Annotated in this window: 12 protein-coding genes; 5 read left to right on the top strand and 7 right to left on the bottom strand. The window is 68.7% G+C overall.

Annotated elements, in window-relative coordinates; translation table 11 throughout:
• Positions 1 to 18: 18 nt before the first annotated feature.
• Together LXM64_RS00995 and LXM64_RS00990 are read right to left on the bottom strand one after the other, a co-directional pair.
• Positions 19 to 1488, bottom strand: coding sequence for a DHA2 family efflux MFS transporter permease subunit (locus LXM64_RS00995; RefSeq protein WP_234074251.1), 1470 nt, complete (start codon positions 1486 to 1488; stop codon positions 19 to 21).
• Complete coding sequence (locus LXM64_RS00990) at positions 1485 to 2102, bottom strand: PadR family transcriptional regulator (RefSeq protein ID WP_234074250.1); 618 nt, start codon at positions 2100 to 2102, stop codon at positions 1485 to 1487. Before LXM64_RS00990 ends, LXM64_RS00995 begins: the two co-directional genes overlap by 4 nt.
• A 59-nt stretch (positions 2103 to 2161) precedes the next feature.
• Between LXM64_RS00990 and LXM64_RS00985 the strand changes: the two genes are divergently transcribed.
• The 3 genes from LXM64_RS00985 to LXM64_RS00975 all read left to right on the top strand — a co-directional run bounded on the left by LXM64_RS00985 (position 2162) and on the right by LXM64_RS00975 (position 4796).
• On the top strand, positions 2162 to 2332 hold the full coding sequence (locus tag LXM64_RS00985) for a hypothetical protein (RefSeq protein ID WP_234074249.1): 171 nt from the start codon (positions 2162 to 2164) through the stop codon (positions 2330 to 2332).
• Positions 2333 to 2376: 44 nt separating this feature from the next.
• The gene (locus LXM64_RS00980; RefSeq protein ID WP_234074248.1) at positions 2377 to 3309 is read left to right on the top strand and encodes a phosphoribosylaminoimidazolesuccinocarboxamide synthase; all 933 of its coding nucleotides are present in this window, start codon (positions 2377 to 2379) and stop codon (positions 3307 to 3309) included.
• A 167-nt stretch (positions 3310 to 3476) separates the two neighbouring features.
• A complete protein-coding gene (locus tag LXM64_RS00975) occupies positions 3477 to 4796 on the top strand; it encodes a uracil-xanthine permease family protein (RefSeq protein ID WP_234074247.1) in 1320 nt (439 codons plus the stop codon).
• Between the two features lie 71 nt (positions 4797 to 4867).
• On the opposite strand, the gene LXM64_RS00970 is transcribed toward LXM64_RS00975, so the two are convergent.
• The 5 genes from LXM64_RS00970 to LXM64_RS00950 all read right to left on the bottom strand — a co-directional run bounded on the left by LXM64_RS00970 (position 4868) and on the right by LXM64_RS00950 (position 10697).
• A complete protein-coding gene (locus tag LXM64_RS00970; protein WP_267955118.1) occupies positions 4868 to 5881 on the bottom strand; it encodes a LacI family DNA-binding transcriptional regulator in 1014 nt (337 codons plus the stop codon).
• A 7-nt stretch (positions 5882 to 5888) separates the two neighbouring features.
• On the bottom strand, positions 5889 to 7361 hold the full coding sequence (locus LXM64_RS00965) for a glycoside hydrolase family 1 protein (RefSeq protein WP_234074246.1): 1473 nt from the start codon (positions 7359 to 7361) through the stop codon (positions 5889 to 5891).
• A 28-nt stretch (positions 7362 to 7389) separates the two neighbouring features.
• On the bottom strand, positions 7390 to 8301 hold the full coding sequence (locus tag LXM64_RS00960; RefSeq protein ID WP_234074245.1) for a carbohydrate ABC transporter permease: 912 nt from the start codon (positions 8299 to 8301) through the stop codon (positions 7390 to 7392).
• Positions 8298 to 9353 carry a carbohydrate ABC transporter permease gene (locus LXM64_RS00955; protein WP_234074244.1) on the bottom strand — a complete coding sequence of 352 codons (1056 nt, stop codon included), beginning with the start codon at positions 9351 to 9353 and terminating at the stop codon, positions 8298 to 8300. Before LXM64_RS00955 ends, LXM64_RS00960 begins: the two co-directional genes overlap by 4 nt.
• A 72-nt stretch (positions 9354 to 9425) precedes the next feature.
• Entirely contained in the window at positions 9426 to 10697 is a 1272-nt protein-coding gene (locus LXM64_RS00950; protein WP_234074243.1) for an extracellular solute-binding protein, read from the bottom strand.
• A gap of 225 nt (positions 10698 to 10922) precedes the next feature.
• On the opposite strand from LXM64_RS00950, the gene purS reads away from it, so the two are divergent.
• Together purS and purQ are read left to right on the top strand one after the other, a co-directional pair.
• Positions 10923 to 11171 carry a phosphoribosylformylglycinamidine synthase subunit PurS gene (gene purS, locus LXM64_RS00945; RefSeq protein ID WP_137418351.1) on the top strand — a complete coding sequence of 83 codons (249 nt, stop codon included), beginning with the start codon at positions 10923 to 10925 and terminating at the stop codon, positions 11169 to 11171.
• Positions 11168 to 11875, top strand: coding sequence for a phosphoribosylformylglycinamidine synthase subunit PurQ (gene purQ, locus LXM64_RS00940; RefSeq protein ID WP_234074242.1), 708 nt, complete (start codon positions 11168 to 11170; stop codon positions 11873 to 11875). The genes purS and purQ overlap by 4 nt, the downstream gene beginning before the upstream one ends.
• Positions 11876 to 12076 lie beyond the last annotated feature (201 nt).

Below are 12076 nucleotides of genomic sequence, written 5' to 3'. Positions count from 1 at the left end.
AGGAGTCCGGCCCTGCACTCAGCGGCGCACGAGCTCCTTCGGGCGCCGCATGAAGAGCACGGCGACGAGCCCCACGAGGACGATGCCCGCGGGAAGCAGCGTGGCCTGCGCCATCGCGGTGGAGAACCCCGCGATCACGGGCTCGGGAAGGGTGCCGGTGCCGAAACCGGAGGTGGCATCCGCCGCACCCGGGAGGTTCGCCTCGAGCCGGGCCTGCATGACCGCCGCGATCGCGGCCGACCCGATGACCGAACCGACGACGCGCGTCGTGTTGTAGATGCCCGCACCCGCGCCGGCCTGCCGCGGCGGGAGTCCGCGGGTCGCCGTGGTGGCCAGCGGCCCCCACATCCCGGCGTTGCCGATTCCCTGCAGGGCGGAGGGGAGCAGGAACATCAGGATCGGCGTCGCCGGATCGGCGATCAGGACGGCGTTGAACACGAGCGACCCGCCCACGAGGATGAGTCCGGGCACGAGGATGACGCGCGGATCCACGCGGTCGAGCAGGCGACCGGCCAGGGGCGCGAGCACTCCCGAGAGCACGGCCATGGGGATCATCAGCAGCGCGGCTTCGGTGGGCGTGAGTCCGCGCGCCAGCTGCAACGCGAACATGAACGGCAGCGACATGGCCGTCACCGCGAAGCCCACGGCGGCGATTCCGACGTTCGCGGCGGAGAAGTTGCGCTCGCGGAACAGGTCCAGCGGAACGAGCGGCTCGCTGCGGGTGCGCGCCTGGGTCCAGATAAACACAGCGAGAACCAGCACACCCGCGGCGATCATGAGCCAGACCCATGGCGCCCAGTCGAAGTGCTCACCCTCCTGAAGACCGAAGACGATGAGGAACAGCGCCAGGGCGGAGAGGAAGACGCCGACCATGTCGAAGCGGTGGCGGTGCGTCTCGAGCTGCGGCACCAGGATCCAGGCCAAGACCAGTCCGATGATGCCGACCGGCACGTTGATGAAGAAGATCCACTCCCAGCCGAGACCGTCCACGAGCAGTCCGCCGGCGAGAGGGCCGACGAGCATCGCGACACCGGCGGTCGCACCCCACAGCCCCATGGCGGCACCGCGCTGCGCGGGCGGGAAGGTGCGCGTGATCACGGCCATCGTCTGCGGCGTGACGAGCGCGGCGCCGATGCCCTGCACGGCGCGCATGGCGACGAGCATGCCGAGACTGGAGGAGAGCCCGCACCCGAGCGAGGCGAGGGTGAACAGCGTGAGGCCGATGAGGTAGATGTTCTTGGGACCGAACCGGTCACCGAGGCGGCCGGTGATCAGCAGCGGCACGGCGTAGGCGAGCAGATAGGCACTGGTCACCCACACGACGTTGTCGAGGTTGTTCGTACTCGGATCCAGCGCGGCCTTGATCGCCGGATTGGCGACCGAGACGATCGTGGTGTCAACGAGGATCATGAAGAACCCGATGACGAGGGCCCACAGGGCGGGCCAGGGACTGCGAGTGGGTGTGGTGGCGGTGGTGGGAGCGCTCATTCGCGAGCAGCCTTTCTCTGAGTGAGGTACCGGTCGCTGGTGCGGTCGTGCGCATCCGGCCCCCAGGCGAAGCTCGGGTCGCCGAGGCGCCCGAGGAAAGCATCGAGCCAGGCCAGGTCGGCCTCGGCGAGAGCGTGGGAGCGATCGACCTCGATGAGGTACTGCTCGGAAACCCCTCCCCGGCGGGCCTTGTTCAGCCCCGCGGCGATGTCAGCGATCTGCTCCGTCAGTGCGGCGCGCCGTAAGGCGAGCAGCGCCGCGGCGTCGTCGCGGTCGAGGTTGTGGGCCTCGGCGAGCGCGACACGAAACTCGACGGGGTGGTCGATGCGCACGAGCTCGGTGCGGATCCACTCGTCCAGCGACGCCAGCCCGGCATCCGTCAGCGCGTAGGTCGTGCGCTCGGGACGATTCCCCTCGCGCTCGGTGCCCGCCTCGGCGATGAGTCCCGCCTTCTCCAGGCGGGCGACCGTGTGATAGACCGTGCCGCCGGTGATGTTCAGGATGCGGTCGTCGTGCCGCAGCCGCATGAGGCGCAGCATCTCGTACGGATGCATGGGGTCTTCGCGCAGCAGCGCGAGCACCATGATCCCCAATGGGGTGATCCGAGTCGTCATCCGATACTCCAGGTCGATTAGTCCACATGGACTATACACCCGCGGCGTACTCTGCCGGCATGTCGGATCCGCAGCGCGAGGCCGCCCGCCGACGCGGCCACGAGATCTTCGATCCGATCGTCGAGCCGCTGCTCGAGATGCCCGACGTGGATGTGGGCCGGATGTTCGGCTCGGAGGGCGTCCGCATCCGGGGCAAGGTCTTCGCCTTCCTCGACGAGATCACGCCCTGACGACCGCGACGGGCCGAGCGGCCCCCGCACGGGATAATGGGCGGGTGAACGACCCTGCGCTCCTCGACGGCTGGCGGCATGTGTACTCCGGGAAGGTCCGGGACCTCTACGTTCCCGACGACATCCCCGAAGGCGCTTCCGGCGAGCGCATGCTCGTCGTCGCGAGCGACCGCGTGAGCTCCTTCGACCACGTGCTCGAGCCGGGCATCCCCGACAAGGGCGTGCTGCTGACGACCCTGAGCCTCTGGTGGTTCGACCGCCTCGCGGGCGGCGACGGCGGCCGCCGCATCCCGAACCACCTCGTCGCGGACCACGTCCTCGGCGCCGACGACACGGCGCACGAGCTGATCCCGGATGCGGTCGCCGGCCGCGCAATGGTCGTGCGCGCGCTCGAGATGCAGCCCATCGAGTGCGTCGTGCGCGGCTATCTCACCGGCTCCGGCTGGCTCGAGTACCAGAGCACGGGAACGGTGTGCGGCATCCCGATCGCTGCGGGACTGAACGACGGCGACCGCCTACCGGAGCCGATCTTCACCCCGGCCTACAAGGCGCCGATGGGCGAGCACGACGAGAACATCTCGTTCGAGCGCACCGCCGAGATCGTGGGGGGCGAGATGGCCGAGCGCCTGCGCGAGCTCTCGCTGGAGATCTACGCGCGCGCCGCGGCCACCGCAGAGGAACGCGGGCTCATCCTCGCCGACACGAAGTTCGAGTTCGGTCTCGACGACCAGGGCGTGCTCACTCTCGCGGACGAGGTGCTGACCCCCGACTCGTCCCGGTACTGGGACGCGCAGGCGTGGCGCACCGGCACGACGCCCGCCGAGCGGATGGCGAGCTTCGACAAGCAGATCGTGCGCAACTGGCTCGCCGCCGCATGGGTTCCCCGCGAGGGTGAACCGCCACGACTGCCCGACGAGATCGCGGCGCAGACCTCCGCCCGCTACGCCGAGCTGCTGCGCCGCCTCACCGCCGCCTGACCCCGCATCCGCGTCGCCGGGCGGGCCGGAGGACACTACCGCAGCGTCTCTGGGCACGCCAGACTTTCCCGCGAGACTGCACTTTGGCCACGAGATCACGGGTATTACCCGTGATCTCGTGCGGGAGATGCAGCCTCGCGGGATGAACACCCCCGAAAGGACCACCCATGCCCCTGTGGAAGATCCACGGAAACGGCCGCACCGTCGCCCCCGGCGACGTCGTCGCCCCCGACGAGCGCCTCAACTGGCCCGCGACGATCGCGATCGGCGCTCAGCACGTGATCGCCATGTTCGGCGCCACCTTCCTCGTGCCGATCCTGACCGGATTCCCGGTCGCCACCACGCTGCTGTTCTCCGGCATCGGCACGCTGCTGTTCCTCCTGGTCACGAAGAACAAGCTCCCGAGCTACCTGGGCTCGTCGTTCGCGTTCATCGCTCCCGTGACGGCGGCGACCGCATCCGCCGGCATGGGCTCCGCGCTCGCCGGCATCGTCGCCGTGGGTGTGCTGCTCGCAATCATCGGTGTCGTCGTGCAGCTCGCCGGCCTCGGCTGGGTCGACAAGCTCATGCCCCCCGTGGTCGCCGGCGCCATCGTCGCGCTGATCGGCTTCAACCTGGCCCCCGCGGCCTGGAACAACTTCCAGCAGGCGCCCGTGATCGCCTCGATCACGCTCGCGGCCGTCATCCTCTTCAGCGTGCTCTTCCGCGGCTTCCTCGGCCGGATCTCGATCTTCCTGGGCGTCGTCGTCGGCTACATCGCGGCCGCGATCGCCGGTGAGCTCGACTTCAGCAGCGTGGCGGATGCGGTCTGGATCGGCCTGCCCCCCTTCCACATCGCCGACTTCGCGAGCGCGGGGACCTGGAGCGCGATCGCGATGTTCCTGCCGGTCGTGCTCGTACTGGTGGCCGAGAACGTCGGCCACGTGCGCGGTGTCGCGACGATGACGGATGCGTCCGTCAACCGCTCAACCGGTCGCGCCCTCATCGCGGACGGCGCCGCCACCACCGTCGCCGGCTTCTTCGGCGGCTCGGGCACCACGACCTACGGCGAGAACATCGGCGTGATGGCCGCGACCCGCGTGTACTCGACCGCCGCGTACTGGGTCGCCGGCATCGTCGCGATCCTGCTGAGCATGTCGCCCAAGATCGGCGCCGTCATCAACTCCGTGCCGGCGGGCGTGCTGGGCGGTGTGACGACCGCGCTGTACGGCCTCATCGGCATCATCGGCATCAAGATCTGGGTCGACAACCGCGTGGACTTCTCACGTCCCGTGAACCAGTACACCGCCGCGGTGGCCCTCGTCATGGCGATCGCCGGGTTCTCGATGTCGTGGGGCGACTTCCAGCTCGGCGCGATCGTGGTGGCCACCGCGGCGGCCCTGGTGATCTACCATCTCGGCAACGCCATCGCGCGCTGGCGCAAGACGGGCGCCGACGACGGCGGCCCGATCCCTGCGGTCGGTCCGCTGGGCGGCGACCCCGAGTGAGGCACGGGCGTCGCGGGTGGGATCCGTCCCGCTCGCGGCGCCCCGCATCCGCGTGAAGCGGATGCGGCGGCTCAGGCCGACTCGCGCCGGATCAGCTCGGACGACAGGATCGTGGCGTGCGGGGGGTTCTGGCCCGCGAGCAGCGCCAGCAGCACGTCGACCATCTGCTCGCCCTGCTGCTGCGAGGGCTGGCGGACGGTGGTCAGCGCGGGGGTGACCGCGGTCGCGACCGGCGAGTCGTCGAAGCCGACGATGGCGATGTCGTCGGGCACGCTGAGACCCGTGCGCTCGAGCGCCGCCAGCGCGCCACGCGCCATGAGGTCGCTCGCGACGAACAGGGCGTCGATCTCGGTGCCGGAGGCGAGGATGCGTTCCATCGCCGTGTAGCCGCCGGCCGAGGTGAAGCCGCCGTCCTCGATCGGGCCGACCTGCAGCCCCGCGTCCTGCAGCACCTCGCGGTACCCGGTGAGACGGTCGATGCCCGCGGGCATGTCGATCGGACCCGAGATCGTGCCGATGCGGGTGCGTCCCGCCTCGACGAGGTGCCGGGTCGCCGTGCGGCCGCCGTCGACGTTGTCGATGTCGACGAAGTACGCGCCGTCGCGGCCGTGGGCGGGCCGCCCGCCGTAGACCACGGGGACCGCCGCGGCGATCCGGTCGACGAACGTGTCGCTCGTGTGGTGCGAGACGACGATCGCGCCGTCGACGGCGCCGCTTCGCAGATACGCCGCGGTCTTATCCCGCGGATCGTTGCTCGCGATGATGAGATTCAGCACGTAGTCCGACCTGCTGAGCCGTGCGTTGATGCCCGACACGATCGACGCGAAGAACGGGTCGCCGAAGAACCTGTTGGTGTCTTCCGGCACGATCAACGCGATCGCCATCGTCGCTCGGCTCGCCAGCGAGCGGGCGGCCCGGTTGGGCACGTAGTTCAGCTCGCTGATGGCGAGTTCGACGGCCGCCACCGCAGCGGGACTCACTGCGGTGGCGCCGTTGACGACTCGGGAGACCGTGGACCGGGAGACCCCGGCCATCGCGGCGACGTCCTCGATGGTGGCGGTGGCACGACGAGGGTCGCTGGTCACGAGATCTCTACCTCTGCAGGACGGCGCCCTCGGGCGCGTTATCGATCGCACGGGCGGCGATCACCCGACGATACTCCAGAGCGCTGTCCTTCAACGTACGCACCTGGGTGTCGTAGTCGACGTGGACGATGCCGAACCGCTTCTCGTAGCCCCAGGCCCACTCGAAGTTGTCCAGCAGCGACCAGTAGAAGTAGCCGCGCACGTCGACGCCCGCGTCGGCCGCATTCAGCACGGCGGACAGGTGCGCGCGCAGGAACTCGGTGCGCTCCGCATCCTTCACCCGCGCGACGCCCTCCTCGACGACGAGCTCATCGTCGTAGGCCGCACCGTTCTCGGTGACGTAGAGAACCGTGCCCGCGGCGGCGGCGTACTCGTCCGAGACGCGGCGCAGCAGCCTGGTCAGCCCCTCCGGCTGCACCTCCCAGTTCATCGAGGTGCGCGGCAGGCCGCGGTCGTGCCAGTAGATGCCCTCCGCCGCCGGGAACGGCGAGCGGCCCGGACGATCGGTGGGAGCCTCGCCGGGCAGCGGCGGGTTCGGGTCGGGCTCGGCGCCCACGAACTCGCCGTGGTAGTAGTTCACCCCGAGGCTGTCGATGGGCTGCGAGATGAGCTCGAGGTCGCCGGGACGGATGGCTGCCTGCCATGTCTCGACCGCCGCCGCATCGACGACGCGGATGTCGTCTACCACGTCCTCCGGGTAGGAGCCCCGGAAGATCGGGTCGAGGAACCAGCGGTTGAACTGGCCGTCGATGCGACGCGCCGCATCCCGGTCGCCCTCGTTCTCCGGGTCCACCGGGTCGGGGACGGTGAGGTTCAGCGTGATCCCGAGGTTCTTGCCCGCGTCGCGTCCGCGGAGCTCCCGGACGACCTGCCCGTGGCCGAGCAGCAGGTGGTGCGAGGCCAGCATCCCCTCTGCGACGGAGTAGTGGCCCGGAGCGTGGATGCCGGCGGTGTAGCTGAGGAACGACGAGCACCACGGCTCGTTCAGCGTGGTCCAGATGTCGACCCGGTCGCCGAGCGCGTCGTACACGTCCAGCGCGTACTCCGTGAACAGGTCGCTGGACTCGCGCACCGCCCAGCCGCCGCGCTCCTGCAGCGCCTGCGGCATGTCCCAGTGGTAGAGCGTGAGCCACGGCAGGATGTCGGCGTCGCGCAGCTCATCGACCAGACGCTTGTAGAAATCCAGGCCCTTCTGGTTGAGCGGGCCGGCGTCCGGGCGCACGCGCGACCACGACACGGAGAACCGGTAGGTGTCGAGCCCCAGACCCTTCATCAGCGCCACATCCTCGCCGTAGCGGTGATAGTGGTCGCAGGCGACGTCACCGTTGTCGCCGTTGATGACGGCACCGGGCTCGCGGCAGAACGCGTCCCAGATGGATGCGGTCCGCCCGTCCTCGAAGGCAGCGCCCTCGATCTGGAAGGCCGCGGTGGCCGCTCCGAACAGGAAGTTCCGCGGGAACGCGCGCAGAGCGTCGCTCATTGTCGATGTACCTTTCTCGCGCCGGGCCTCAGCCCTTGACGGCGCCTTGCATGATTCCGCTCACCAGCTGCTTGCCGGCGAAGACGAAGAGGATCAGGAGCGGGATCGTCGACAGCAGCACGCCCGCGAGGACGATCGAGTAGTCGACGAAGTAGTTGGACTGCAGCAGCGACAGCGCGACCGGAAGGGTCGGGTTCTGCCGGTCGAGCACGATGAACGGCCAGAAGAAGTTGTTCCAGGCCGTCACGAACGTGAACAGCGCCAGCATCGCGGCCGCGGGACGCGCGGCGGGCACACCCACCGTGAGGAAGGTGCGGAACGAGCTCGCCCCGTCGACGCGGGCCGCCTCGATCAGCTCGTCCGGCACGGCCTGGCGGATGTACTGCGTCATCCAGAACACGCCGAAGGCGCTCACCAGGGCCGGGATGATGATCGCGCCGATCTGACCCGTCCATCCGATCTCGCTGAACAGGAGGTACAGCGGCACGACGCCGAGCTGGGTCGGCACGGCCATCGTGGCGATGACGAACACGAGCAGCCAGCTCGAGCCGCGGAACTTCAGCTTCGCGAAGGCCCATCCGGCCAGCGTCGAGAAGAACACGACGGATGCGGCGATGAGCGCCGAGCTGAAGATCGAGTTCCACAGCGCCGGCCAGAAGTTCACGGCCGGATCGTTGATGACCTTCGCAGCGTTCGCGATGAAGTTGCCGCCGGGGATCCACGACATGTTGGGGTCGCGGATCGTGTACGAGTCGCCGGAGCCGATGAGCAGCGACCAGTAGAAGGGGAACGCGGCGCTGAGCAGGACGACGCCGAGGGCGGCGTACACGAACCAGCCCGGACGCGACCCGCGCACCGGGCGGCGCCTGCGCACCGGCTTGCGGCCGGGCTCCAGCAGCGCTTCCTCCGCCGCGACGGGCGGGGTCTGCAGAGTGGTCATCGGAGGACCTCCGTCTTCTGGGGCGCGGCGGTGCGGGACGCTTCGACCGCTTCCTTGGCGGCGCGGCGGGCAGCGCGCATCTGGGCTCGACTCATATCGGACTTCTTGCCTTCGTCACGCACGAGACCGCGGGTGACGAAGAGGTTGATCGCGCCGATCGCGAGGATGATGAGGAACAGGATCCACGCGAGGGCTGCGGCGCGACCGAAGTTCCACTGGCCCCAACCGAGGTCGTAGAGCCACAGGGTGATGGTGAGCCACTGGTTGTCGGCGCCACCGGTTCCGGTCTGGTCGTACATCCGCGGCTCGTCGAAGATCTGCAGGCCGCCGATCGTCGAGGTGATGATGACGAAGATCAGCGTGGGCTTCAGGCTCGGCAGCGTGATGGAGAAGAACTGGCGGACCTTGCCCGCGCCGTCGACCGTCGCGGCCTCGTAGAAGTCGCGCGGGATGGCCTGCATGGCCGCCAGCAGGATGAGGGTGTTGTACCCGGTCCAGCGGAAGTTGACCATCGTCGCGATCGCGATGTGGCTGGCGAACGCATCCGAGTGCCACTTGATGGCCGGGATGCCGAGATCGGTCAGGATCGAGTTCACGAGACCGTACTGGTCGCCGAACATGTTGGAGAAGATGAGCGCCACGGCGACGGGGGCCATGACATAGGGCAGCAGCACGCCCATGCGCCAGAAGGTCTTGGCGCGGATGTTCTGGTCCAGCAGCACCGCGATGAAGATCGCGAGGATCAGCTGCGGGACGGTGGAGAGCAGGAAGATCGAGAACGAGTTGCGCAGCGCCGTCCAGAACTTCGGGTCGTTGATGACCGTCGCGTACTGGTCGAAGCCGACGAATGTGCCCGTGCCGCGCACGAGGTCCCAGTCCTGGAAAGAGATGTACGCCGTGTAGGCGATCGGGAAGAGCCCGACGATCAGGAAGAGGATGAAGAAGGGGGAGATGTACAGATAGGGGGACAGCTTGAGGTCCCAGGAGCTGAAGCTCTTGCCACCGAAGCCGATGCGCTTGGGGGATCTGGCCGTCGTGGACGAGGCGCTCACGTCGTTCCTTCGTTTCGTTGAGCGTGGGACGGGCCCGCAGGGTCGGCCCTGCGGGCCCGTCCCACTGCGGGATTACTTGATGGCCTCGACCTCAGAGACCCACTGGTCCCACGAAGCCTTCGCGTCCTGCGTGCCGTCCTCGACGCGCGTGAGCGCCTTCTGCATCGCGTCGTTGACCTGGAAGTAGAACTCGCCCTTGAAGGGGGTGACCGTCACGGCCTTGGCCCGCTCGGAGAAGATCTGGCCGACCGGAGCGTTGTTGAAGTACTCGTTGGTCGAGTCCAGCAGCGTGGCGTCGGTGAGCGCGTCGTTCTGGCTCGGGAAGGTGCCGGCGTTCTCGAACGCCTTGACCTGGGTCTTCGCGTCGGTCAGCCAGTCGGCCAGCTTCTGCGCGGCCGCGACGTTCTTGCCGTTGGCGGGGATGGTCAGGTACGAACCACCCCAGTTGCCGCCGCCGTTGGGGAACATCGGCGCGACGTCCCAGCCGGTGACGTCCTTCGCGTTGCCGGAGATGACACCGAGCATCCAGCCGGGGCAGAGCATCGTGGCGAAGTCGCCGTTGCTGAGACCGGCGAACCAGTCGTCGGACCACTGGCTGAAGTGCGCCGACTGCGTCGCGCTGGCCTTGGTGACCTGGTCGTAGATGTCCTTGACCTCGGCGTTGGTCGTGGCGGTGATCTTGCCGTCCGAGGGGTTCTCGTAGGCTGCCTCGACCTGGTTGATCATGCCCTGGTAGGTGCCGCCGGCCGAGTCGAAGAAGGCCTTGCCGGTCGCCGCGACGTACTGGTCGCCGACCTTGAAGTAGTTGGCCCAGTCGCCGTCGAAGAGCTTGCCGACCTCGGCGCGGTCGGTCGGAAGACCGGCGGCCTGGAACAGGTCGGAGCGGTAGCAGACGGCCTCGGGGCCGATGTCGGTGCCGTAGCCGATGAGGTTGCCGTCGGCGTCGGTGGCCGCCTTGACCTTCCAGTCGAGCCAGCGGTCGGTCAGGTCGGTGGGGACCGGGGCGAGCATGTCGGAGTACTGCATGACCTCGGGAAGCCAGTCGACCTCGATCGCCTCGATGTCGGCGAGGCCGGTCTTGCCGAGCTTCTGGAAGTAGTTGGCGCGGGCGTCGTTGGACGTCGCGGCCTTGTTGTGGACGATCTTCACGTTCGGGTTCTCGTCCATGTACTCCTGCAGGAGTGCATCGGTGTAGCCGAAGTCGTTGAAGGTGGCGATGGTGAGCGTGACCGGTGCGTTCGGGTCGGACTGCTCTCCGCCACCGGTCGAACAACCGGCGAGGACGATGGCTGCGGTTGCGATGCCGGCGGCGAGGCCAAGCGGTCGCAGGGCGCGTGATTTCACGGGACACTCCTTTGTGGATGCGGTTCGGTGCCAGAAAGCTCTCCGCTGTCCCCAGGACTGGGAGCGCTCTCATCGGACGCGACTCACAGTATGGGAGCGCTCCCGAGAGGTCAAGAGAGCGCTCCCAGCCTTCGAGTAACGGTTCGGTAACGCGGCGGCATCGCGGTCCTCCCGCCCGCCTCTAGACTGGGAGCAGACCATCTCCCGCGCACCCTCGGAGCCGTTATGCCCACGATCGTCGTCGATGTCATGCCCAAGGCCGAACTGCTCGACCCGCAGGGCAAGGCGGTCCAGAACGCCCTCCACCGCCTCGGCGTCGAGGACTTCGGCTCCGTCCGGATCGGGAAGCGGTTCGAGCTGACCGTCGAGGGCACCGTCGATGACGCGCTGCTCGAGAAGGTGCGCGAGATCGCCGACGACGTGCTCTCCAACGCGGTCATCGAGGACGTCGTGGGCATCGAGGTCGTCGAATGAGCGTACGCATCGGGGTCATCACCTTCCCCGGTTCGCTCGACGACCGCGACGCGCAGCGTGCCATCCGCGTCGCCGGCGCCGAGCCCGTCGCGCTCTGGCACGGTGACCACGATCTGCGGGGCGTCGACGCCCTGGTTCTGCCCGGCGGCTTCAGCTACGGCGATTACCTCCGAGCGGGTGCGATCGCGGCCCTCGCGCCGATCATGTCCGAGGTGAAGGACGCCGCCGCCGCCGGCATGCCGATCCTCGGTATCTGCAACGGCTTCCAGATGCTCGTCGAGGCGCATCTGCTCCCGGGCGGGCTGATCCGCAACGCGCACCAGCAGTTCGTGCGTCGCGACCAGCGTCTGCGCGTCGAGAACGCGGACACCGCCTGGACGAGCGACTTCAGCGCGGGCCAGGAGATCGTCATCCCCTTGAAGAACGCCGACGGCGGCTACATCGCCGACGCCGAGACGCTCGCGCGCGTCGAGGGCGAGGGCCTCGTGGCGTTCCGCTACGTCGGCGTGAACCCCAACGGCTCGCTCGACGACATCGCCGGACTCACCAACGAGCGCGGCAACGTCGTGGGGCTCATGCCGCATCCCGAGCACGCGGTCGAGCCGGGCTTCGGCCCCGACACCTCCGCCGCCATGCGCTCCGGCGTCGACGGCCTCGGCTTCTTCAGCTCGGCCATCCAGGCCGTGGTCTCCGCCGCCGCCTGACCCGGCCCGGACGCCTTCCCTTCCCTCCCCTGCTCGCCTGTCACAGATCGAGCCCCGCGCGTCGATCTGTGACAGGCGAGCGTGGGGGTGAAGGCGGCACCGAACGGGCGAGCACCGGCTTGCGGCCCGTCGGGCATGACACGTGTCATGCCGCGGACGTGACAGAAGCCTCCGGCGCGGAGGGACGCCGCACGGTTGGCT

It is taken from the genome of Microbacterium binotii (assembly GCF_021398715.1).
In the GTDB taxonomy this organism is placed as follows: Bacteria; Actinomycetota; Actinomycetes; order Actinomycetales; family Microbacteriaceae; genus Microbacterium; species Microbacterium binotii_A.
The sequence above is the reverse complement of the archived record's forward strand: the minus strand, read 5'-3'. Positions and strand labels throughout refer to the sequence as shown.

What these genes read in the sequence shown, in the direction of transcription:
- LXM64_RS00995 (WP_234074251.1), bottom strand. Translation starts at nt 1,488, where the DNA reads ATGAGCGCTCCCACCACCGCCACCACACCCACTCGCAGTCCCTGGCCC.
- LXM64_RS00990 (WP_234074250.1), bottom strand. Translation starts at nt 2,102, where the DNA reads ATGACGACTCGGATCACCCCATTGGGGATCATGGTGCTCGCGCTGCTG.
- LXM64_RS00985 (WP_234074249.1), top strand. Translation starts at nt 2,162, where the DNA reads ATGTCGGATCCGCAGCGCGAGGCCGCCCGCCGACGCGGCCACGAGATC.
- LXM64_RS00975 (WP_234074247.1), top strand. Translation starts at nt 3,477, where the DNA reads ATGCCCCTGTGGAAGATCCACGGAAACGGCCGCACCGTCGCCCCCGGC.
- LXM64_RS00965 (WP_234074246.1), bottom strand. Translation starts at nt 7,361, where the DNA reads ATGAGCGACGCTCTGCGCGCGTTCCCGCGGAACTTCCTGTTCGGAGCG.
- LXM64_RS00960 (WP_234074245.1), bottom strand. Translation starts at nt 8,301, where the DNA reads ATGACCACTCTGCAGACCCCGCCCGTCGCGGCGGAGGAAGCGCTGCTG.
- purS (WP_137418351.1), top strand. Translation starts at nt 10,923, where the DNA reads ATGCCCACGATCGTCGTCGATGTCATGCCCAAGGCCGAACTGCTCGAC.
- purQ (WP_234074242.1), top strand. Translation starts at nt 11,168, where the DNA reads ATGAGCGTACGCATCGGGGTCATCACCTTCCCCGGTTCGCTCGACGAC.